We start from the raw sequence: 21078 nt of genomic DNA on the forward strand, positions 1-21078 counted from the left end.
CGCCGCGCTATAGTGAACCCATGAACAACTCCCGCACCCACGACGAGCCCGATACCACCAGCGGCGACGACGCCCTGCTCGAGCACGACCTCCAGCTGGCCGAGCGCGGCATCGAGCTGGTCAAGATGGAAGGCCGCGTGTTCCTGCGCTTTCGCGGCGAGGCGCGCTACGAGGGCCTGCGCGTGCCCTACAAGCTGGTGCCCAGCCGCGGCGTGCTGGCCAAGCCAAGCAAGTGGCGCAAGCTCGACCTGTCGGCGCGCCGCGCACTGATCGAGGAGCGCGCGGGCGAGCGTGACATCGAGGAACTGCGCCGCCAGGCCGAGGAGTTCGTCGCCGACATCGCCGACCGCGCCGACGAGGTGGGCTGGGACCCGATGCTGTTCCTGCACGTGCTGAACGAGCTGGAAACCTCGGAGCCGGCCGAGTACGTGTTCGACCGCATCTCGCAACGCCTGGCCCACGCTGTCGAGCGCGAAGAGGAAGAGCGCCACGCGGCGCGCACCAAGGAAAGCATCAACCTGGCAGAATACCCGCAGACCTTCGAAGCGGCGAGCAAGATGCGGCGCCGCTTCATCGCCTTGCTGGGGCCGACCAACTCGGGCAAGACGCACCGCGCGATGGAAGCGCTGGCCAACGCCAGGAGCGGCGTCTATCTGGCCCCGCTGCGCCTGTTGGCACTGGAGAACTACGAACGCCTGCTGGAAGCAAAGCCGCACGGCCAGGACCTGAAGGTGAGCCTCATCACCGGCGAAGAGCGCCGGCTCGCGGAAGGCGCGACGCACGTGGCGTCCACCGTCGAGATGCTCGACACCAAAACCCCGGTGGAAGTGGCAGTGATCGACGAGATCCAGATGCTGTCCGACCGTGATCGCGGCGCGGCCTGGACCGCCGCCGTGTGCGGGGCGCCGGCCCAAGTGGTGTACCTGGTCGGGGCCCCTGAGGCGCGGCGCGCGGTGGAGGCGCTGGCGGCGCGGCTCGAATGCGAGCTCGAGGTGCACGTCCTGAAGCGCAAGGCGCCGCTGTCGATGGAGCCGGGCGCGGTGCGCAAGCTGCGCAACCTGCGCCGTGGCGACGCGGTGATCGCGTTCTCGCGGCGCGAGGTGCTGATGTGGCGTGACATGATCACCGAGATGGGCCTGTCGGTGGCCACCGTGTACGGCAACCTGTCGCCGGAAGTGCGGCGTGCGCAGGCCGCGCGCTTTCGCGAGGGGCAGGCTGACGTGGTGGTGGGCACCGACGCGCTGGCGATGGGCCTGAACCTGCCGATCCAGCGCATCGTGATGACCACCGCGATCAAGTACAACGGTGTCGAGGAAGAGGAGATCTCGGCCGCGCTGGCGCGCCAGATCGCCGGCCGCGCCGGGCGCTTTGGCGTGCACGAGGAAGGCTTTGTCGCCGGCTATGACGACGACACGCACGAGATCATGCGCGCGCTGCTGCGCGAAAAGGTGCCGCCGGTGCCGTCCAGCGGGTTTGCGGTGGCGCCCTCGCTCGAGCAGCTGCACCGCATCTCGGCCGTGACCGGCGAAACCTCGCTGGTCAAGCTGCTCAAGCGCTTTGTCCACAACATCGACGTGCCGGACGGTTTCTTCTTCCCCAAGATCACCGAGGAGCAGAACGAGCGCGCCGAGTGGCTGGACACGCTGCCGCTGTCGGTGGCGGAGAAGTTCACGCTGTCGCTGGTGCCGGTGTCGACCAAGGTGCCGGTGCTGCAAAGTGCGTGGGAGCACTGGGCGCTGTCGCTGGCGAAGAAGAAGGTGTGCCCGCTGCAGCCGCATCCGGACTCGCTGCTGTGGCAAAACCTGCAGGAGGTGGAGGACACCTGCCGCATGTATTCGGCCTATGCCTGGCTGGGCTACCGCGTGCCGGAATACTTTCCCAGCACCGAGCTGGCGCAGGAGCTGGCGCGCGAGGCGTCCGAGCGCGTGGATTCGTTGCTGCAGCAGCAGAACGCGGCGGCGCGCAAGCGCCCCGACAAGCGCCGCCGCTGGTGAATCACGGCAGGCAGCGCGAGGCCACGCCCGCCGCGTTGCCGCCCACCGCCGGGATGTCGTAGGGCGGGTAGCCGTTACCCAGCAAAACGGTGCGTTGCCCGAGGTAGCGCAGGCCGAGCTGGTCGCCCCCGTAGTCGTCCAGCCCGCGCGGCACGAACAGCGCGATGCGGTAGTTCAGTGTCGGGTAAAAGCCTGGCTGGAACACCTGCAGGCTCGGCCCCTGCTGCAGTTCGCCGGCGATCGCGCCGGCCAGCACCGGGGTGTCCTGGGCGCCGTTGAGCCAGGCGGAATCCTCGTAGCGCAGGCTGTAGGGGAATAGCGGTCCCCAGCTGTCGCCGCCGTAATCGACGCGGAAATTGTTGACGTCATACACGAAGCTGGGCAGGCTGCGTCCGCGCGCGTCCAGGCTGCACAGCACAAAAATGGCCCAGAAGCCCTGGCGGTAGCGCGGCACCACGAAGCCGGCGGCGCGGGCCGGCGGCGCGGGCGGGGCGCGGAAGCGTACCTCGTGCGCGTTGGCCACGTGCTGGTAATGGATGACGACCGCCTCGCCCGGCACCGGGCGCTCGGCGGAACAGGCGGCCAGGGCTGCGAGTACGGCCGCCGGAACAAAACTGCTGGAAAGCTTGCGCATCACGCCTCCTCCGCGAGCACGCGCGTGCCCGGGCAGTCAAGGGATGCGTCAAGATTGGACGAACGAACCGGAGCCGGTTTGAGTTAGCTCAGGCGTGCTGTGGCGTGAACGCGAAGATCAGCTGGAGGCGAGCGCCTTCTGCAGCAGCTGGTGCAGGCCATTGAATTCCGGCTCGCCCACGTAGCGCTTGAGGATTTCGCCGTGCTTGCCAATCACGAAGGTGGTCGGGGTCATGGCCACGTCGCCGAACTGCTTGGCCAGGTCGCCGCCGGAATCGAGCGCGACCTTGAACGGCAGCTTGCGCGTCTGGGCATAGTTGAGCACGTAGTCGGGGCGGTCGTAGCTCATTGCCACCGCAACAAATTGCAGGCCCTGGCCCTTGAACTTGTTGTAGGTGTCGATCATGCCCGGCATCTCCTTGATGCAGGTGGCGCACGAGGTGGCCCAGAAGTTCACCATGACCACCTTGCCGCGCAGATCCTGGCTGCTGATCTTCTGGCCGTCGATGCTGATGAAGGTGACGTCCGGCGCCTTGACCTCGCGCGTGAGGGTCTGGTAGCCGATGCCGCCGATGACGAGCACGGCCGCGCCGATGGCGGCGTAGGGAATCCAGGAGCGTTTGGTGGCCGGAGCGTTCATGATGTGGGTGCAAAAAAATCGGGCAACGTGCCGATTATAGCCTCGTTGCCCGTTGGCGGCATTGATGCGGTTGCAGATTTACGAGGCAGCCTGGCCGTTCTGCGCCTGCATTGCCTTCAGGTCTTCCTCGCTGATGTATTCGAAGATCTTGACCACGCGTTGCACGCCCGACACACCCTGCGCCACCTCGGCCGCGATGTTGCCTTCGCGCTGGGTGACGATGCCCATCAGGTACACGTTGCCGCGTTCGGTGACGACCTTGAACGACACGGCCGAGACGGTTTTCTTGTCGACCAGGCTGGCCTTGACCTTGGTGGTGATCAGCGTGTCGTTGGAGCGCGAGGTGTAGCTCGACGCGCCGGCCACTTCCAGTTCGTTGGTCACGGAGACGACGTTGTCGATGGCGCGCACTTCGCGCTCGGCGGCGGCCTTCATCGCCTCGTCCTTCACCTCGCCGGTGAGCAGCACCTTGCGGTTGTAGCTGGTCACGTTGACATGGCCGGCGTCGCCCACGATCTTGGCCACGCGCACTTCGCCCTTGACGGCAATCGCCTTGTCCTCGGTTTGCGCGCCCAGCGTGCGGCGGTCGGCGGTGGCCACCGCGCCCATCACGGCGCTGCCGACCATCATTTCGACGCAGCCGGACAGCGAGGCCGCCAGCGCGGCGCACAGCACGGCTTTCGAGAGCACGTTCGACAGTCGGGTATTCATTCCTCATCTCCTCCAAAAAGGGCGACATCGATGCCGTCGCAAATGCAGTGGATCGTGACCAGGTGGACTTCCTGGATGCGCGCCGTGCGGCTGTGCGGCACGTTGATGTGCACGTCGGCATCGGTCAGCATCTTGGCCAGCTGGCCGCCGTCCTTGCCGGTCAGCGCGACGACGCGCATTTCGCGCTCGAGCGCACTTTCCACCGCGGCCAGCACGTTGGCCGAATTGCCCGAAGTGGAAATAGCCAAGAGGATATCGCCGGCCTGGCCGAACGCCTGCACCTGTTTGGCGAACACATCCTTGTAGCTGTAATCATTGCCGACCGCCGTCAGGATCGATGTGTCGGTGGTCAAAGCCAGTGCCGGCAGCGGGAAGCGCTCGCGCTCGAAACGGCCGACCAGCTCGGCCGCAAAGTGCTGGCAGTCGGCCGCCGAGCCGCCGTTGCCGCAAGCGAGGATCTTGTTGCCGTTGGACAGGGCCGTGAACATCAGTTCGACCGCCTGCGAAATCGGTTGTGACAGGGCTGCGGCCGACTTCAGTTTGAGGTCGGCGCTTTCCTGGAAATGTGCAAGGATGCGTTGGGTATTCATGGCCAGAGATTATAGTGCAGTGGAAAGGTGAAGGCAGGCAATGCCGGTAAAAATTGCTTACACTTCAATGGCATTGCGTATCCAGTCGAGCTGGCCGGCGTCGATCGCGACCACGTCGAAACGGCAGGGCGGCGTGCGCGGAAAGCGCAACAGGTAGAGCTCGGCGGCGCGCACCAGGCGGCGCACTTTGGTTGGGGTGATGCTGGCCGCGGCGCCGCCGTGGGCACGGGCGGCGCGCTGGCGCACCTCGACGAACACCAGGGTGGCGCCGTCGCGCATCACCAGGTCGATCTCGCCGGCCTTGCAGCGGAAGTTGGCCTGGACCAGTCGCAGGCCGTGGCGTTCCAGGTGCGCCTGCGCCACCTGTTCCCAGCGCTGGCCCTGCTCCTGTTTCTTTGACAAGCCCGGCAGGCGCATCCTTCAGGGCCCCGCGGCTTCGAACTTGCCGTCGCGGACCACCACGGCCGCTTCAGCGCGCCGGAACGCCGGGTTGCCGGACAGGCTGGCGGCCAGCTTGCCGGTCACGCCGTCGAGCTCGACCGGCGCGTTGGGCGCGCGCGCGAGCGCCAGCGCGACCCGGTAGGCATCGATGCCCAGCGCGTACAGCCGGTCCATGTCGAGCGTGTGGCCGGACTCCAGCCAGCGCGGATAGACCATCACCGCCTGGTGCGCTGGCTCGACCTCCCACGGCAGGTCGAGCAGGCGCACGCCGTTCAGCTCGGCCATCGGCTCGCCCGTGTCGCGCCCCGGGTTGGCGGGCGAGGCGGCATAGCAGGCGACGGCGGTGCCGAGCACGGCGCGCACCTGGCGCAGCTGGCCGGCGTCGAGTGCGGCAAAGATCAGTTCCGGCGGGTCGATTTCCATCTGCGTGCGCACCAGGTCGATCGCGTCGCGGTCCACCTTGCCGTCGGTGGCGGGCAGTTCAGCCAGGTGGCTGTTCCTGCCCAGCTCGCTCCAGCGCTGCTCGAAGCCCTGCGCCATGCGCTGCTGCCAGGCCTGGTCGCCGGCCAGCACCAGGGCTCGTCCTGCCGGGTGCTCGCGCGCGGCCCAGTCAGCCACCTGGCGGGCCTCGTCCTCGGTCGACAGGCCGATCACCAGCATGTTGGGCGGCAGCGTCACGCCGGGGTCCGGGTGGTTCAGGGCGATGGTGGGGCGCGCGAGCGTGCCGCTTGCGGCCAGCGCGTTCACCGCAGGTCGCGCCAGCGGACCGGCCACGAGGTCGTGGCTGGCGGCGGCCAGGCGGTAGGCGTCGAGCACCTGCGCCACGTCGTCGCCGGTGCCGACCACGTCCACCTCGACCCCGGCGCGGTCGTGCTGCCAGGCTGCCAGGAAACCGTCGCGCACGGCCGTGGCCGGCAGCGCCAGGGTTTGCGACTGCAAGGGCACCAGCAGGGCGATGCGCAGCGGGCCGGCCACAGGCGCGGGCGGTGCGGGCGCTTCTTGCTGGGCGGCGCTGGGGCGCGCGAACGCGCTCGCCGGCGGCTGGACTGGCAGTTTTGCCAACATGCTTGTGTTTGGCTCCGCGGGCGCGCACAATCGGCCCGGCGCGCCGCATGGCGCCGCGCAGCCGGCCAGCAGCGCCAGCGCGAGCGCGGCCAGCAGGCCTTCGAGACGAGTAATTTGCATCGCAACCCCGACATGAGTGAATCCCAGCCCAGCCAGATCGCCCAACTTCCCGTGATCCACGAGGCAGCCCAGCAGTCCTATCCTACTGCGACGCTGTACGTGGTGGCCACACCGATCGGCAATGTGACCGACATCACGCTGCGCGCGCTGCACCTGCTGGCGCTGGCCGACGTGGTCGCGTGCGAGGATACACGCAAGACCGGCGCGCTCCTTGCGCGGTTCGGCATGAACAAGCAAATGCTGGCGGCGCACCAGCACAACGAGCGCGAGGTGGCCGAAAAACTCATCGCGCGCCTGGTCGCCGGGGAGCGCGTGGCGCTGGTGTCGGACGCCGGCACGCCGGCCGTGTCCGACCCGGGCGCGCGCATCGTGGACGCGGTGCGCACCGCCGGATTGCGCGTCGTACCCCTGCCCGGCCCGTCCGCGGCGGTGACGGCGCTGTCGGCCGCGGGGCTGGTGAACGACCGGTTCTACTTCGTCGGCTTCTTGCCGGCCAAGGCAAAACAGCGCGAGGCGGAACTGGCGGAGCTGGCGCGGGTGCCGGCCACGCTGGTGTTCTACGAGGCGCCGCACCGCATCGACGAATGCGTGCAGGCGCTGGCCGCCGCGTTCGAGCCAAGCCGGCAGGTGGTGTTCGCGCGCGAGCTGACCAAGCTGTTCGAGGAAATCCACCGCTGCCCGCTGGGCGAGGCGATGGCGTGGATCAAGTCGGACGCCAACCGCGAGCGCGGCGAGTTCGTGGTGCTGGTCGAAGGCGCGCCGCAAGCGTCCGACGCCGCCGAGGCCGACGCCGAGCGCATCCTGCAGATCCTGCTGTCCGAATGCAGCGTCAAGCAGGCGGCCAGCCTGGCGGCGCAAATCACCGGCCTGAAGAAAAACGCGCTGTACGAGCGGGCCTTGCGCATGAAGGGCGAGTAAGCCCGGCGGGCCTGTGGTTGGTGTTTTGACCACTCGCGGTTGCGCGCGCTCCTTGACCGGCAGGACCCCAGCCGTTATGATGCCCCTCCTCGGAGTGTAGCGCAGCCCGGTAGCGCATCTGGTTTGGGACCAGAGGGTCCAAGGTTCGAATCCTTGTACTCCGACCAGTTTTACAGGAAAGCCGACGTCTTGCGCGTCGGCTTTTTTGCTTTCTGATGCGGGCGCGTCCGGTAGGGTGCGCACAATGTGGCCCTACCGGGATGGCGGCGCAGCCAGCACCCAGGCGTAGTCGAACACCGTTGTTTCGCGCGGGTGCAACACCGACTGTTCGGCGAGCTGTCCGCTCCCGGCCACCGTGAAGTTTGGGCAGGCCGGCAGCGGCACACGGGGCCGGTCGTCAAAGCCGTCTCCGGACAGCAGCAGGATACGGCCCTGCTGCGCGCAAGCATCTGCCAGCAGCACCACCGGCTTGCCGGGGAACTGCAACCGGATATTCCCGCCCACGAAACGATCCTGCACGGCGAACACGTCCACGTCCGGAAAGCGGTGCGCAATCTCGCGCGCCAGCTGGTCATAGGGCTGCTGGATGCGCGGGTGCCGGCCAAGCCCTGCCTGCAGCTGTGGCCGGAACGCGAGCGCGCTGACCAGCACCACGGCGAACAGCCCCAGCGTCACGAGCATCCTGCGGTACACCCGGTCGCTCGCCGGAGGGAAGAATACGAAGAAGCCGAGCGGCACCGAAAACAGCAGGGGTTGCAGCCACCGGCTTTGTATATGGATCAGTTCACCGGTGAGCACGAGCGCCGCCACCGTGCCAAGGCCGGCCGCATACAGCCAGAAGAAAAAGCGCACGTCGGTCGCTTCCCAGCGTGGCGTGCCGGGCCGCCGCCCGCGCCACGCGAAGGCGAGCGGCACCCACAGCGGCGTGCCGAACGACAGCAGGCTCATGAAGAAGTGGCGCAGCCCGAGCAACACGTTCTTGCCGTAGGTGGTGGGCGCCCCGCCCTCGTGCATCTTGCGCAGCGTTTCGGCGGTGGCGACGTGGATTTGCTGGAAAAACCACCACGCGTGCGGCAGTACGAGCAGCAGGCCGACGGCCGGGGTGATCCACACGTCGCGGGTCCACACGATGCGGCGGTGCTCGCGCACCAGCAGGCTGGCGCCGGCCAGGCCGATCACGAACAACAGGAAGTTGTACTTCGACAGCATCCCGAGCCCGAACAGCACGCCCAGCAGGGCGCGCCGCCGCTTGCTCGGGTGCTCGAGCAACGTGTAGTAGGTCCACAGCGAGGCACCGCCCACGGCGGTGGCGAGGATGGAATGGGTGCGGTCGATCTGCGCCTCCCAGCCGAGCGTGACGATCATGATCAGCGACGAGGACACCACCGCCGCGCCGAGCGTGCCCAGCAGCATGCGCGCCGTGCGGTACAGGCTGTAATACAGCACGAACATGAAGATGTTCTTGGCAATGGCCAGGCCCAGGTGGCTGACCCCCACGGCGTGGAACACCAGTGCCTGCAGCCAGGTGTAGAGCGGCGGCTGGTTTTCGTAGCCGAGCTGGAAATGTTGGGCGTAGAAAATCTGCTCGGCCTCGTCCATCTCCACCGCGCCGCCTTGCAGCAGGCGAATCAGGATTTGAAGGAGGAAATAGACGCCGAGAACGACCACGAACGTCTGCCGGGTCTGTTCCTTGCTGCCGGTAATGCGTTCAGCGATCGCGGTCATGGTTCCCTCACCAGGCTGCCGAGACGCTAGCCTAGCGAGGGGAGGTGTGGGGCTATTGAATGCGGATCAAATGAGCGGCACGCGGGATCACGTTAGCTTAAAGACCGTCGTCCCGGCGTTCGCCGGGACGACGATGTTTGATGTTCAGGTAGATCGGGTTAGCCGGCCCGCTTGGCCGCAATCGCGTTGCCCGCCCGGCTCACCGCCTTGCGCCCCAGGTGTTGCGAGATGAACTGCCCGGCATCGACCACCTGGTCCAGGTCCACGCCGGTTTCGATCCCCAGCCCGTGCATCATGTACAGCACGTCCTCGCTGGCCACGTTGCCGGTGGCGCCCTTGGCGTAAGGGCAGCCGCCCAGGCCCGCCACCGACGAGTGGAAGATCGCCACACCCACTTCCATGCTGGCATAGATGTTGGCCAGCGCCTGGCCGTAGGTATCGTGGAAGTGGCCCGACAAGCGCTCCAGCGGGAATTTCTGCGCCGCGCGCAGCATCACCGCCTGGGTCTTGCGCGGGGTGGATACGCCGATCGTGTCGGCAATGTCGATCTCGTCGCAACCCAGATCGCGCATGCGCGCCACCACGTCGGCCACCGCGTCGAGCGGCACCTCGCCCTGGTATGGGCAGCCGAACGCGGTGCTGATGCTGGCGCGCAGGCGCAGCCCGTTGGCCTTGGCGGCCTTGGCCACCGGCTCGAAGCGCGCGATCGATTCGGCGATCGAGCAGTTGATGTTCCGCTGCGAGAACGCTTCCGATGCCGCGCCGAAGATCACCACTTCGCCCGCGCCGGCCGCCAGCGCCGCCTCGAATCCCTGCATGTTGGGCGTGAGCGCCGAGTAGAGGGTGCCCGGGCGGCGCGCAATGCCGGCCATGACCTCGCTGCTGGTGGCCATCTGCGGCACCCACTTGGGCGAAACGAAGGACGCCGCCTCGATGTTGGCAAAGCCGGCGCGCGACAGGCGGTCCACCAGTTCGATCTTCACCGGCGCCGGCACGTTTTCCTTCTCGTTCTGCAGGCCGTCGCGCGGCCCCACCTCAACGATCTTGACCTTGCGCGGCAGGTTCGGTTGGCTGTTCATCTCAATATCCCCGGTTGCGGTCGACCACGTCGTCGACAGGTTGGCCCTGTTCGAGGGCTTCGATTTTTGCTGCGATCTGGCGCACCGCTTCGGGCCGCAGCGTGAGCGCCGAAATGTGCGGCGTGATGCTGATGCGCGGCTCCTGCCAGAACGGATGCCCGGCTGGCAGCGGCTCGCCCGCGAACACGTCGAGCGTGGCGCCGGCGACGTGGCCGGACCGGACCAGCGCAAGCAGGTCGTGCTCGTCCACGATGGCGCCGCGCGATACGTTGATGAGACAGGCCCCTTGCGCCAGCAGCGACAGCCGCTGCCGGTCCAGCAGGCGCGCCGTGTCGGCCGTGAGCGGCAGCATGCACACCAGCACGCGCGCGCCGCGCAGGAAGTCGTCGAGCTGCTGTGCGCCCGCAAAGCAGGCCACGCCGTCCAGCTGCTTGTGGCTGCGGCTCCAGGCCCGCACGGGAAAGCCGAAATGGCGCAGCGTGTCGATCACGGGCAGCGCAAGCTTGCCCATGCCCATGACGCCGACCGCAAATTCGCGCTTGTCGAAGGCCGGCAGTGGCTTCCACTCGTTGCGGCGTGCGAGCTGTTCGTATTCGTCGAAGCGGCGAAAATACCGCAGCACCGCGTGCGCCACGTACTCGGCCATCTGCATGCCCATGCCGGCGTCGCCGAGGCGAATGATCGGCACGTCGGGCAGCGCGCCGCCAAAGCGCAGCAGCGCGTCCACCCCGGCGCCCATCAGGAAGACCGCCTTCACGTGCGCCAGCTGTTCCAGCAGCGCAGGCGTGGGCGCCCACAGCACCGCGTAATCGCAGGGCGCATGCGGCTCGCCTTCGCGCCAGACGACCGTTTCGACCTGCGGCATGACGGCCGCGAACTCGTCCACCCACGGCTGGATCACGCCGTCGGCGCGGAACAGCAGGATGCGCATCCCCGGTTCCTTCAGGCCGCAGCCTTGAAGGCCAGCAGCGGCGCGCCGTCCGCGACCTGGTCGCCGACCTGGTAGAGCACTTCTTCGACCACGCCATCGGACGGCGCGGAAATCGTATGCTCCATTTTCATCGCTTCCATGATCACGAGCGGCTGGCCTTTCTTCACTTCGGCGCCGGCCTCGGTCATCACCGCGACCACCTTGCCCGGCATCGGCGCGGTCAGGCGGCCGCCGCCGGTTTCATGTTCGCCCGCGTGGGCCATCGGGTCGTTGTAGCCCAGCGTGTAGTGGCGTCCGCCGGTGAAGACGTGGAACACTTCGCCGTCGCGCCGCACGCTGCCGTGGCAGGCGGTGTCGCCAAGGCGGATCGACAGCTCGGCGCCGTTGCGCGCCACCAGTTCGAGCCTGGACGATACACCCGCCATCTCGATGTCCCAGCCGTGCGCGCGGTAGGTCAGCTTCACGTTGTACGCCTTCGCCTCGGTCCCGGCCGCGTAATCGTCGGTGAACGAGAGCTGGCGCTGGTACGCGCCGTTCATGCGCCAGCCCAGCGCCTGGCCCCACGGGTCGGCCGGGTTGGCGGCCACGCTCGCGGACTTGTCCTTTTCCGATTCCACCAGCGACAGGGCGGCCAGCGCCAGCGCTGCGGCCGGGGCAGCCTTTGCCTGCGGGAACAGCGCCTCGCCATTACGCTCGATCAGGCCGGTGTCGAGATCCGCGCTCGCGAACGCGTCGCTTTCGATCAGGCGCTTGAGGAAGGCGATGTTGGTCGCCAGCCCCACGATCTGGAATTCGGACAGCGCCTGCGACATGCGCGCCAGTGCCTGCGTACGGTCGGCGCCCCAGACGATCAGCTTGGCGATCATCGGATCGTAGAACGGCGAGATCGCGTCGCCTTCGCGCACGCCCGAGTCGATGCGCACGGCGGCTGGCAGGCCGGGCGTGCCGCCCAGCTCGAACTCGACGGCGGCCGGGGTGCCCATGTGGCGCAGCGTGCCGATCGACGGCAGGAAGCCCTTCTCCGGATTCTCGGCATACACGCGCGCCTCGATCGCATGGCCGTTGATGGCCAGCTCGGCCTGTTGTTTCGGCAGCGGCTGGCCGGCGGCCACGCGGATCTGCCATTCCACCAGGTCGGTCCCGGTGATCATTTCGGTCACCGGATGCTCCACCTGCAGGCGGGTGTTCATCTCCATGAAGTAGAAGCTGCCGTCCTGGTTGGCGATGAACTCCACCGTGCCCGCGCCCACGTAGCCGACGGCGCGCGCTGCCGCAACGGCCGCTTCGCCCATCGCCATGCGGCGCTCGAGCGTCATGCCCGGGGCCGGCGCTTCCTCCAGCACCTTCTGGTGGCGGCGCTGCACCGAGCAGTCGCGCTCGTGCAGGTAGACGCAGTTGCCGTGCGTGTCCGCGAACACCTGGATTTCGATGTGGCGCGGGCGGGTCAGGTATTTTTCGACCAGCACCTTGTCGTCGCCGAAGGAGCTGATCGCCTCACGCTTGCACGAGGCCAGCGCGGCGGCGAAATCCTCGGAACGCTCGACCACGCGCATGCCCTTGCCGCCGCCGCCGGCGCTGGCCTTGAGCAGCACCGGGTAGCCGATGCGGTCGGCCTGGCGCTGCAGGAAGGCGGCGTCCTGCTCGTCGCCGTGGTAGCCCGGCACCAGCGGCACGTTGGCGCCTTCCATCAGCTGCTTGGCGGCGGACTTGGAGCCCATCGCGCGCATCGACCTGGCCGGCGGGCCGATGAAGGCCAGGCCTGCCGCAGCAACTGCGTCCGCAAACTCGGCGTTCTCGGAAAGGAAGCCGTAGCCCGGGTGGATCGCCTGCGCACCGGTGGTCTTGGCCGCGGCGATGATCTTGTCGCCGCACAGGTAGCTTTCCTTGGCCGCGGCCGGTCCGATCAACACCGCCTCATCGCAAACAGCAACGTGCTTGGCGCCTGCGTCGGCTTCCGAGTAGACGGCGACGGTGCGAATGCCCATGCGGCGCGCGGTGGCGGCGACACGGCAGGCGATTTCGCCACGGTTGGCGATGAGGATTTTTGTGAACATGGTGGTCTCGTTATTTATTGTTAGGTTTGGTACGGTGGCCGGAAATCCGCCCACCGAACGGGATCAGCAGCCGCAGCTCTCCTTCTGCACCGAGTCGAGCGTGGCCGCGCGCGTGGGCAGGCCCAGCTTGGCCAGCAACGCGCGGTCGTCGTTCGCTTCCGGGTTGTCGGTGGTGAGCAGCTTGTCGCCGTAGAAGATCGAGTTGGCGCCGGCCATGAAGCACATGGCCTGTACCGCCTCGCCCAGCTCGCGGCGGCCGGCGGACAGGCGCACCCGCGCTTGCGGCATGGTGATGCGCGCCACCGCAATGGTGCGCACGAATTCCAGCGGGTCCAGCGGCGGCAGGCCGTGCAGCGGCGTGCCTTCCACCTGCACGAGGTGGTTGATCGGCACCGACTCCGGGTACGGGTTCAGGTTGGCCAGCTGCGAGATCAGGCCGGCGCGCTGCTCGCGCGTTTCGCCCATGCCCACGATGCCGCCGCAGCAGATCTTCAGCCCGGCCTGGCGCACGCGGCCCAGCGTATCCAAACGGTCCTGGTACTGGCGGGTCGAGATGATGTCGCCGTAGAAGTCGGGCGAAGTGTCGATGTTGTGGTTGTAATAGTCCAGGCCCGCTTTCTTGAGCTGTTCGGCCTGGCCCTCTTCCAGCATGCCGAGCGTGGCGCAGGTTTCCAGGCCCAGCGCCTTCACTTCGCGCACCATCGCCTCGACCTTTTCCATGTCGCGCTCTTTCGGGCTGCGCCACGCGGCGCCCATGCAAAAGCGGGTGGCGCCGTTGGCCTTGGCCTGGCGCGCCGCGTCGAGCACGGTGTCCAGTTCCAGGATCTTCTTCGCTTCCACCCCGGTGTCATAGCGCGCGGCCTGCGGGCAGTAGCCGCAGTCTTCCTCGCAGCCGCCGGTCTTGATCGACAGGAGCGTGGCCAGTTCCACGTCGCCCTCGGGGAAGTTGGCGCGGTGGACCGTCTGCGCGCGGTACATCAGTTCAGGCAGCGGCAGCTCGAACAGCGCGAGCACCTCGGGCACTGGCCAGGGCGCGTTTTCCGGCTGCTTGATGGTGACCGGGCGGTGCAGGGATACGGCTTGGGTTTGGGACATCTTGATTCCTTTGGTCTTACCTGGACCCGGCAGGCGGCCAGCCCGGCACGCCCGACAGGTTGATGAATTCGGCAGCGGCTGCGGCCGACGGGTGAAGCAGGCGCGGCACGCGGCCCAGCAGCGGGGCCGGGATGCGCTGCGCCATCGCCTCGATATTCTCGTCAATGAAGCTCATGGCCGGGTCTACCTCGTTGGCAACCCAGCCGGCCAGCACCAGGCCGCGCTTGATGATGGCTTCGGCGGTGAGCAGCGCATGGCTGATGCAGCCCAGGCGCAGGCCGACCACCAGGATCACCGGCAGGTTGAACTGCACCGCCAGGTCGGCGGTGTCGAAGCTGTCGGTGAGCGGCACGCGAAAGCCGCCCACGCCCTCGACCACGGTGGCGTCGGACGCGGCCAGGATCTCGGCGTACGCGGTGAGGATCGTCACCGGATCGATCGTCTTGCCCTCGAGCGCGGCGGCCACGTGCGGGGCGGCCGGCTCGCGCAGCATGAACGGCGTGGTGATGTGCTGCGGCAGGTGCACGTTGCCGGCGGCCGCGAGCAGGTCGGCGTCCTCGTTGTGGAGAACGCCCTCGCGCATCACGGCGCCGGCCGCGATCGGCTTCATGCCGCAGGCGCGCTGGCCGGCCTGCACCAGCTTGTGCAACATGGCGCTTGAAACCAGCGTCTTGCCGATCTCGGTATCGGTGCCGGTGACAAAGCAGGCAAAGCGCGAGGGAACGCCCTCGGCGGCCAGCGCCTCGGGAATGGGTTCCTGCTGCGGCGCGGTGGTCGCCGGCACCACGGTGACGGGCGCGGTGACGGGTTCTTGCGGGTCGTTGAAGCTCATGTCACGTCCTTTCCAGGTCGTTCAGCGCGGCGGTCAGCTGCGCGACTTCTTCGTGCGTGTGCGCAGCCGACAGCGTTACGCGCAGGCGTGCGGTGCCGGGCGCCACCGTCGGCGGTCGGATCCCCGGCACCCAGATGCCGCGGGCATGCAGGTCGCTCGCCGCCTGCAGCGCTTCGTCATTGCTGCCGATGATGACCGGTTGGATCGCGGTGTGCGACACCGGGCGCCGCCAGCGCGCCAGTCGCAGTTCGGTATCGAGCTGCGCGATCAGCGAGGCCAGGTGCGCGCGCAGCGCCTTGCCCTCGTCGCCGGCAATGATATCAAGACTGGTCAGCAGCGCGTGCGCCAGCGCCGGCGGCGCGGCGGTGCTGTAGATGTAGGGCCGGGCGCGCTGCACCATCAGCTCGACCACGCTGTGGTGGGCGGCGACGAAGGCGCCTGACACGCCGGCCGCCTTGCTCAGCGTGCCCACATACACCAGGTTGGGCGAGGACAGGGCGAAGTGCTCGAGCGCCCCGCTGCCGTTCTCGCCCAGCACGCCAAAGCCGTGGGCGTCGTCCACCACCAGCCAGGCGCCGTGGCGCTCGCACACGGCCAGCAGTTGCGGCAGCGGCGCCATGTCGCCGTCCATGCTGAACACGCTGTCGGTGACGACGATTTTGGTAGCCGCCGTGCTGGCCTCGAGCTGGCTGGTCAGCGCGGCCACGTCCCCGTGCGGGAACACCGACACGCCGGCCCGGGCCAGCCGCGCGCCGTCGATCAGCGAGGCGTGGTTCAGCTCTTCCGAGAAGATCATCGCGCCGCTGTCCATGCCCAGCGTGGTCAGCACCGCCACGTTGGCCATGTAGCCGGTCGAGAAGTACAGTGCCTGTGGCGACTTGAGCCACGGCGAGAGCATGTGCGCCAGGCGCTCCTCGAGCAGGCAGTGCGCGCGGCTGTGGCCGCTGATCAGGTGCGAGGCGCCGCTGCCCACGCCGTACAGTTGCGCGCCTTCGCGCAGGGCCTCCACCACGCGCGGGTGCGCGGCCAGGCCAAGGTAGTCGTTACTGCAAAATGCCAGCATGGGCCGCCCGTCCACCACCTGCAGCGGCGCGCAGCGCGTGTCGGCCACGCGGCGGCGGCGCGTCAGGCTTTGCGCGGAAAGCTGCGCCAGCTTTTCTTCAACGCTTGCGATCAGGTCCATCGGTCAGCCTGCGATCACTGCGTCGAACACGCGCGCGGTGCGTTCGCCAAGGAGCGCGATCTCCTCGTCGTCCAGCACATACGGCGGCATCAGGTACACGGTGCGCCCGATCGGGCGCAGCAGCAGTTCGTTTTCGGCCGCCACCGTGAAGAAGCGGCGCGCAAAGGTCGAGGCCCGCTGCGGGTCCGGCTCGATGGCGTCGAACGCGAAGATCATGCCGCGCTGGCGGAAGTGGCGCGTGCGCTCGTGTTCGGCCAGCGGGGCCAGCGCCGCCACCAGCTTGGTGGCGCGCTCGCGGTTGCGCCGTAATACGTCGTCCTCGCGGAAGATCTGCAGCGTGGCCAGCGCCGCGCGGCAGGCCAGCGGGTTGCCGGTGTACGAATGCGAATGCAGAAAGCCGCGCCGGATGTCGTCGCTGTAGAAGGCTTCGTACACGCGGTCGGTGGTCAGCACCAGCGACAGCGGCAGGTAGCCGCCGCTGATGCCCTTGGACAGGCACATGAAGTCGGGCCAGATGCCGGCCTGCTCGCAGGCGAAGAAGGTGCCGGTGCGCCCGCAGCCGACCGCGATCTCGTCAGCGATCAGGTGCACGTGGTGGCGGTTGCACAGCTCGCGGATCATCTCGAGGTACACGCGGTCGTACATCGCCATGCCGGACGCGCCCTGCACCAGCGGCTCGACGATCATCGCGGCGATCTTGTCACCGCGCTCTTCGAACAGGCGCTCCACGTCCTCGGCGGCGCGGCGCGCGATGTCCTGCGACGATTCGCCCTCCATCGCGTTGCGCATGTCGGGCGAGGCCACCACGTGCGCCGCCCGCACCATGGGGCCGTAGGCCTCCTTGAACAGCGGGACGTCGGTCACCGCAAGCGCGCCCACGGTCTCGCCGTGGTAGCTGCCCTGCAGGCACACGAACTCGCCCTTGTTGGGATAGCCGGCGTTGCGCCAGTAGTGAAAGCTCATCTTGAGCGCGATCTCGACCGCCGATGCGCCGTCGGATGCATAGAAGGCGTGGCCGAGCGCGTGCCCGGTCAGTGCCGACAGTTGTTCGGACAGCTCGACCACCGGCTCGTGCGTGAAGCCGGCGAGCATGGCGTGCTCCAGCTTGTCGAGCTGGTCCTTCAGGGCCGCGTTGATGCGCGGGTTGGCGTGGCCGAACAGGTTGACCCACCACGAGCTGATGCCGTCGAGGTAGCGGCGGCCCTCATGGTCGTACAGCCAGGCGCCCTTGCCGTGGCTGACCGCGATCAGCGGCACCTCTTCGTGGTGCTGCATCTGGGTGCAGGGGTGCCAGACGCTTGCCAGGCTCCGCGCGATCCAGCTTGATGAATCTTGCTTCAAAATCGAATCCAATACGCTTCATGTAAGCCACGAGGGCTTGCGTTTTTCAAGGAACGAGGCGACGCCTTCGCGTCCCTCGCCAGAGGCACGGATCGCGGCGATGCGCTCGGCCGTGTCGGCCAGCATGGCATCGTCGATCGGCATGCCGGACACTTCGCGCACGAGCCGCTTGGCTTCGCGCACGGCGTTGGGGCTGTTGGTGACGAGCGCCTTGGCGATGGCGGCGATGGTGGCGTCCAGTTCTTCCGGCACCACCACCTCGTGCGCCATGCCCATGCGCTTTGCGTCGAGCGCGCCAAAGCGCTCGGCGGTGAGGAAGTAGCGGCGTGCGACCTGCTCGCCCATTGCCTTGATCACGTAGGGCGAGATCGTGGCCGGGATCAGGCCGAGCTTCACTTCGGACAGGCAGAAGTTGACGCCCTCAGCCGCCACCACGACGTCGCAGGCCGCCACCAGGCCCATGCCGCCTGCGTAGCAGTCGCCCTGCACGCGGGCGACAACGGGCTTGGGGCAGTAGTAGATCGTGCGCAGCATGCTGGCAAGGCGCATCGCGTCGGCCTGGTTCTCGGCGTCCGAGTAGCCGGCCATCTGCTTCATCCAGTTCAGGTCGGCCCCGGCGCAGAAGGCCGGGCCGTTCGCGGCCAGCACGATCGCGCGCACGGCATCGTCGTGGCCCAGTTCGTCGAAGGCGAGCGTCAGTTCCGCGATCGAGGTCTCGTTGAAGGCGTTTCGCACGTCCGGGCGGTTCAGGGTGACGGTGGCCACCTTGTCGGTGACGGAAACAAGCAGGGTCTGGTAGTCCATGGCAGCGTCCCCTTACATGCGGAAGACACCGAATTTGGTGTCCTCGATTTCCGCGTTCAGCGCGGCCGAGATGCCAAGGCCGAGCACCATGCGCGTATCGGCCGGGTCGATCACGCCGTCGTCCCACAGCCGCGCGGTGGCGTAGTACGGGTGGCCCTGGTGCTCGTACTGCTCCTTGATCGGCTGCTTGAACGCGGCCTCTTCTTCCTGCGTCCAGCTGCCGCCCCTGGCCTCGATACCGTCGCGCTTGACGGTGGCCAGCACCGACGCCGCCTGGTCGCCGCCCATGACCGAGATGCGCGCGTTCGGCCACATCCACAAGAAGCGCGGCGAAAACGCGCGGCCGCACATGCCGTAGTTGCCGGCGCCGAAAGAGCCGCCGATGATGACCGTGAACTTGGGCACCGAGGCGGTGGCCACCGCCGTCACCATCTTGGCGCCGTTGCGGGCGATGCCCTCGTTTTCGTACTTGCGGCCGACCATGAAGCCGGTGATGTTCTGCAAGAAGACCAGAGGGATCTTGCGCTGGCAGCACAGCTCGATGAAGTGGGTGCCCTTGAGCGCGGACTCCGAGAACAGGATGCCGTTGTTGGCGATGATGCCGACCTTGTGGCCGAAGATGTGGGCAAAGCCGCACACCAGCGTGGTGCCATAGCGCGCCTTGAACTCGTCGAATTCGCTGCCGTCCACCACGCGCGCGATCACCTCGCGTACGTCGAAGGGCTTGCGGGTATCGACGGGGATGACGCCGTACAGTTCTTGCGGCGCGTATTTCGGTTCGATCGACTCGCGCACCGCGCCCTGCACGCTCTTCACGCGGTTCAGGTTTGACACGATGGTGCGCGCCAGCGACAGCGCGTGCAGGTCGTCCTGCGCCAGGTGGTCGGCCACGCCCGACAAGCGCGTGTGCACGTCGCCGCCGCCCAGGTCCTCCGCGCTCACCACTTCGCCGGTGGCGGCTTTCACCAGCGGCGGGCCGCCCAGGAAGATCGTGCCCTGCTCCTTGACGATGATCGACTCGTCGCTCATGGCCGGCACGTAGGCGCCGCCGGCAGTGCACGAACCCATCACCACCGCGATCTGCGGGATGCCCCTGGCCGACAGGTTGGCCTGATTGTAGAAGATGCGGCCGAAGTGGTCGCGGTCGGGGAACACGTCGTCCTGGTTGGGCAGGTTGGCGCCACCCGAATCGACCAGGTAGATGCAGGGCAGGTTGTTCTGCTCCGCGATCTCCTGCGCGCGCAGGTGTTTTTTGACCGTCATCGGGTAGTAGGTGCCGCCCTTGACGGTGGCGTCGTTACACACGATCACGCACTCCTGCCCGGCCACTCGGCCAATGCCGGTGATGATGCCGGCGGCGGGTGCGGCATTGTCGTACATCTCGAACGCGGCCAGTTGCGAGAATTCGAGGAACGGCGTGCCAGGATCGAGCAGCATTTGCACGCGGTCGCGCGGCAACAGCTTGCCGCGCGCGACATGTTTGGCGCAGGCCGCCTCGCCGCCGCCTTTGGCCACTTGCGCGACTTTGGCGCGCAGGTCGTCCACGATCGCCTGCATGGCGGCCGCGTTGGCCTTGAAGTCGTCGCTGCGCGGATTGAGTTTGCTCTCGATATGGGGCATTGCCGTCCTCTACTTGTTGTTCTCGTTCGGGAAACTGCCGTCCAGATAGAACCAGCGGGGCACGCCGTCGGCGCCGCTCTCGCGCACGAAGCGGCTGACTTCGTGCAGACGATGGGCGCGGCCGCCGATCTTGAAGCGGGCGACGAATTCGACGGTATCGCTGTCTGGTTGTTCCGGCAAATCTGCTTTACGTTGACGTAAACGTAAAGCAGATTTTACCTCAAGTCCCAGCCACTGGATTTTTTCGTTTTCATCGAGAACAGGCTCCTGCGGGCGGGTGCTGGGGTGCCAGGTGGCCTGCAGGTATGCCTCATTTTTCAGCACGTAGGCCGTGTAGCGCGAACGCATCAGGGCTTCGGCGGTGGGCGGGACGGCGTCGCCCGCAAGGAAGGGCCCGCAGCAGGCGGCGAGCGCGGGGCCGCCGCAGGGGCAGGGGGCGGCCGGCTTGGCTTTGGTGGACATGGCGGCAATTATCCGCGATTTTCCTTGTCCCCGTCCGGCCAGTACACCCAGCCGCTGCGATCAGGTCGAGCGTCGTGGGCAATCGTTCATCATCGTTCTGAGAAATAGACCTTTACACAAACCTGTTGCATAATTGAAAACAGCCAAGCGGGCGTTGGTGTTTTCGATGTGATCATCGCCTAACTTTCTGATTTATAACAACTAACTCCGTCGTTTCTGCTTAGGTAACTGCTAGAATGCCTACAGTTCTTCGTTTTTTCGGTCTGCGGGTCGTCATCTATCCCAACGACCATAAGCCGACCCACGTGCATGTGATCGGCAATGGCTGCGAAGCTGTCTTCAAGTTGAATTGTCCTGAGGGGCCTCCTGAGCTTCGCGAAAACTATGGTTTTTCCTCGAAGGATCTCGGGGATATTGCCGAGGAACTGGCAAAGCACATGGGAGTGCTCTGCGAAAAATGGAGGGAAATTCATGCGCATTTCTGAGGACGTGATTGAGCAGGCCAACAAGCGAGCCGCGTGGAAAAAGTCCCACTATCCGGCGGCCATTGCCGTCCGATACGATCAGCACCTCGGCCGGATAATTATCGAGCTGACGACGGGAATAGGGATCATTATCGCGCCAAGAGACCTGCAGGGATTTCAGGATGCGACACTCGAAGAGTTGAGTGAAGCGGAAATCAGCCCTTCAGGCTTTGGTATCTATTTTCCAAAGCTGGATGCCGACGTCTATCTTCCTCGGTTACTCGAGGGATTCTTGGGAACAGAATTGTGGATGGCCGAAAGAAAAGGCCAGCGCTGAGCTGCGATCGCACACGAGAGCTGGCCTTTCGCATGTGAC

General features: G+C 67.0%; 21 protein-coding genes and 1 tRNA gene. 5 read left to right on the forward strand and 17 right to left on the reverse strand.

All coding sequences use genetic code 11. From position 1 onward, the window contains the following. The first annotated feature begins 20 nt into the window (after nucleotides 1-20). On the forward strand, nucleotides 21-1994 hold the full coding sequence (locus tag NX773_RS18395) for a helicase-related protein (RefSeq protein ID WP_258857750.1): 1974 nt from the start codon (nucleotides 21-23) through the stop codon (nucleotides 1992-1994). A gap of 1 nt (nucleotide 1995) precedes the next feature. Here NX773_RS18395 and NX773_RS18400 read toward each other — a convergent pair whose 3' ends face one another. From NX773_RS18400 to NX773_RS18425, 6 genes are all read right to left on the reverse strand, one after another. Continuing rightward, a complete protein-coding gene (locus NX773_RS18400) occupies nucleotides 1996-2628 on the reverse strand; it encodes a hypothetical protein (RefSeq protein WP_258857751.1) in 633 nt (210 codons plus the stop codon). Between the two features lie 117 nt (nucleotides 2629-2745). Then, nucleotides 2746-3267, reverse strand: a complete 522-nt coding sequence (locus tag NX773_RS18405; protein WP_258857752.1) for a peroxiredoxin family protein — start codon at nucleotides 3265-3267, stop codon at nucleotides 2746-2748. A 78-nt stretch (nucleotides 3268-3345) separates the two neighbouring features. After that, entirely contained in the window at nucleotides 3346-3978 is a 633-nt protein-coding gene (locus NX773_RS18410) for a BON domain-containing protein (protein WP_258857753.1), read from the reverse strand. After that, on the reverse strand, nucleotides 3975-4568 hold the full coding sequence (locus NX773_RS18415) for a phosphoheptose isomerase (protein ID WP_258857754.1): 594 nt from the start codon (nucleotides 4566-4568) through the stop codon (nucleotides 3975-3977). Before NX773_RS18415 ends, NX773_RS18410 begins: the two co-directional genes overlap by 4 nt. 57 nt (nucleotides 4569-4625) lie before the next feature. Continuing rightward, on the reverse strand, nucleotides 4626-4985 hold the full coding sequence (locus tag NX773_RS18420) for a YraN family protein (protein WP_258857755.1): 360 nt from the start codon (nucleotides 4983-4985) through the stop codon (nucleotides 4626-4628). A 3-nt stretch (nucleotides 4986-4988) separates the two neighbouring features. Further along, the gene (locus NX773_RS18425; RefSeq protein ID WP_258857756.1) at nucleotides 4989-6194 is read right to left on the reverse strand and encodes a penicillin-binding protein activator; all 1206 of its coding nucleotides are present in this window, start codon (nucleotides 6192-6194) and stop codon (nucleotides 4989-4991) included. A gap of 12 nt (nucleotides 6195-6206) precedes the next feature. Between NX773_RS18425 and rsmI the strand changes: the two genes are divergently transcribed. Together rsmI and NX773_RS18435 are read left to right on the forward strand one after the other, a co-directional pair. Next, complete coding sequence (gene rsmI, locus NX773_RS18430) at nucleotides 6207-7112, forward strand: 16S rRNA (cytidine(1402)-2'-O)-methyltransferase (protein WP_258857757.1); 906 nt, start codon at nucleotides 6207-6209, stop codon at nucleotides 7110-7112. A 90-nt stretch (nucleotides 7113-7202) separates the two neighbouring features. Beyond that, nucleotides 7203-7279: transfer RNA gene (locus tag NX773_RS18435), tRNA-Pro, on the forward strand. A gap of 85 nt (nucleotides 7280-7364) precedes the next feature. Here NX773_RS18435 and NX773_RS18440 read toward each other — a convergent pair. The 11 genes from NX773_RS18440 to NX773_RS18490 all read right to left on the reverse strand — a co-directional run bounded on the left by NX773_RS18440 (nucleotide 7365) and on the right by NX773_RS18490 (nucleotide 20238). Next, nucleotides 7365-8837 carry a glycosyltransferase family 39 protein gene (locus tag NX773_RS18440; RefSeq protein WP_258857758.1) on the reverse strand — a complete coding sequence of 491 codons (1473 nt, stop codon included), beginning with the start codon at nucleotides 8835-8837 and terminating at the stop codon, nucleotides 7365-7367. A gap of 158 nt (nucleotides 8838-8995) precedes the next feature. Further along, entirely contained in the window at nucleotides 8996-9916 is a 921-nt protein-coding gene (locus NX773_RS18445; RefSeq protein WP_258857759.1) for a hydroxymethylglutaryl-CoA lyase, read from the reverse strand. 1 nt (nucleotide 9917) lies between these two features. Beyond that, nucleotides 9918-10847 (reverse strand): 2-hydroxyacid dehydrogenase, encoded by a 930-nt coding sequence (locus NX773_RS18450; RefSeq protein WP_258857760.1) that lies wholly within the window; start codon nucleotides 10845-10847, stop codon nucleotides 9918-9920. A gap of 11 nt (nucleotides 10848-10858) precedes the next feature. Then, the gene (locus NX773_RS18455) at nucleotides 10859-12901 is read right to left on the reverse strand and encodes an acetyl/propionyl/methylcrotonyl-CoA carboxylase subunit alpha (RefSeq protein ID WP_258857761.1); all 2043 of its coding nucleotides are present in this window, start codon (nucleotides 12899-12901) and stop codon (nucleotides 10859-10861) included. A 63-nt stretch (nucleotides 12902-12964) separates the two neighbouring features. Continuing rightward, nucleotides 12965-13996, reverse strand: a complete 1032-nt coding sequence (gene bioB, locus NX773_RS18460; protein WP_258857762.1) for a biotin synthase BioB — start codon at nucleotides 13994-13996, stop codon at nucleotides 12965-12967. A 16-nt stretch (nucleotides 13997-14012) separates the two neighbouring features. After that, a complete protein-coding gene (gene bioD / locus NX773_RS18465) occupies nucleotides 14013-14828 on the reverse strand; it encodes a dethiobiotin synthase (protein WP_258857763.1) in 816 nt (271 codons plus the stop codon). A 1-nt stretch (nucleotide 14829) separates the two neighbouring features. Continuing rightward, the gene (gene bioF / locus NX773_RS18470) at nucleotides 14830-16011 is read right to left on the reverse strand and encodes an 8-amino-7-oxononanoate synthase (protein WP_258857764.1); all 1182 of its coding nucleotides are present in this window, start codon (nucleotides 16009-16011) and stop codon (nucleotides 14830-14832) included. 3 nt (nucleotides 16012-16014) lie between these two features. Next, nucleotides 16015-17352: an adenosylmethionine--8-amino-7-oxononanoate transaminase gene (gene bioA, locus NX773_RS18475; RefSeq protein ID WP_258857765.1), complete on the reverse strand. Its 1338-nt coding sequence runs from the start codon at nucleotides 17350-17352 to the stop codon at nucleotides 16015-16017. 18 nt (nucleotides 17353-17370) lie between these two features. Further along, a complete protein-coding gene (locus tag NX773_RS18480) occupies nucleotides 17371-18156 on the reverse strand; it encodes an enoyl-CoA hydratase/isomerase family protein (protein WP_258857766.1) in 786 nt (261 codons plus the stop codon). A 12-nt stretch (nucleotides 18157-18168) separates the two neighbouring features. After that, nucleotides 18169-19776 carry a carboxyl transferase domain-containing protein gene (locus NX773_RS18485; protein ID WP_258857767.1) on the reverse strand — a complete coding sequence of 536 codons (1608 nt, stop codon included), beginning with the start codon at nucleotides 19774-19776 and terminating at the stop codon, nucleotides 18169-18171. 9 nt (nucleotides 19777-19785) lie between these two features. Further along, nucleotides 19786-20238, reverse strand: coding sequence for a YchJ family protein (locus NX773_RS18490; protein ID WP_258857768.1), 453 nt, complete (start codon nucleotides 20236-20238; stop codon nucleotides 19786-19788). A gap of 236 nt (nucleotides 20239-20474) precedes the next feature. Here NX773_RS18490 and NX773_RS18495 point away from each other — a divergent pair, with 236 nt between their 5' ends. Both NX773_RS18495 and NX773_RS18500 read left to right on the forward strand, forming a co-directional pair. After that, nucleotides 20475-20723 carry a DUF4160 domain-containing protein gene (locus tag NX773_RS18495; protein WP_258857769.1) on the forward strand — a complete coding sequence of 83 codons (249 nt, stop codon included), beginning with the start codon at nucleotides 20475-20477 and terminating at the stop codon, nucleotides 20721-20723. Then, a complete protein-coding gene (locus NX773_RS18500; protein ID WP_258857770.1) occupies nucleotides 20710-21039 on the forward strand; it encodes a DUF2442 domain-containing protein in 330 nt (109 codons plus the stop codon). Before NX773_RS18495 ends, NX773_RS18500 begins: the two co-directional genes overlap by 14 nt. Nucleotides 21040-21078: the final 39 nt, after the last annotated feature.

The sequence above is a fragment of the Massilia solisilvae genome, assembly GCF_024753215.1.
Lineage (GTDB): Bacteria > Pseudomonadota > Gammaproteobacteria > Burkholderiales > Burkholderiaceae_D > Telluria > Telluria solisilvae.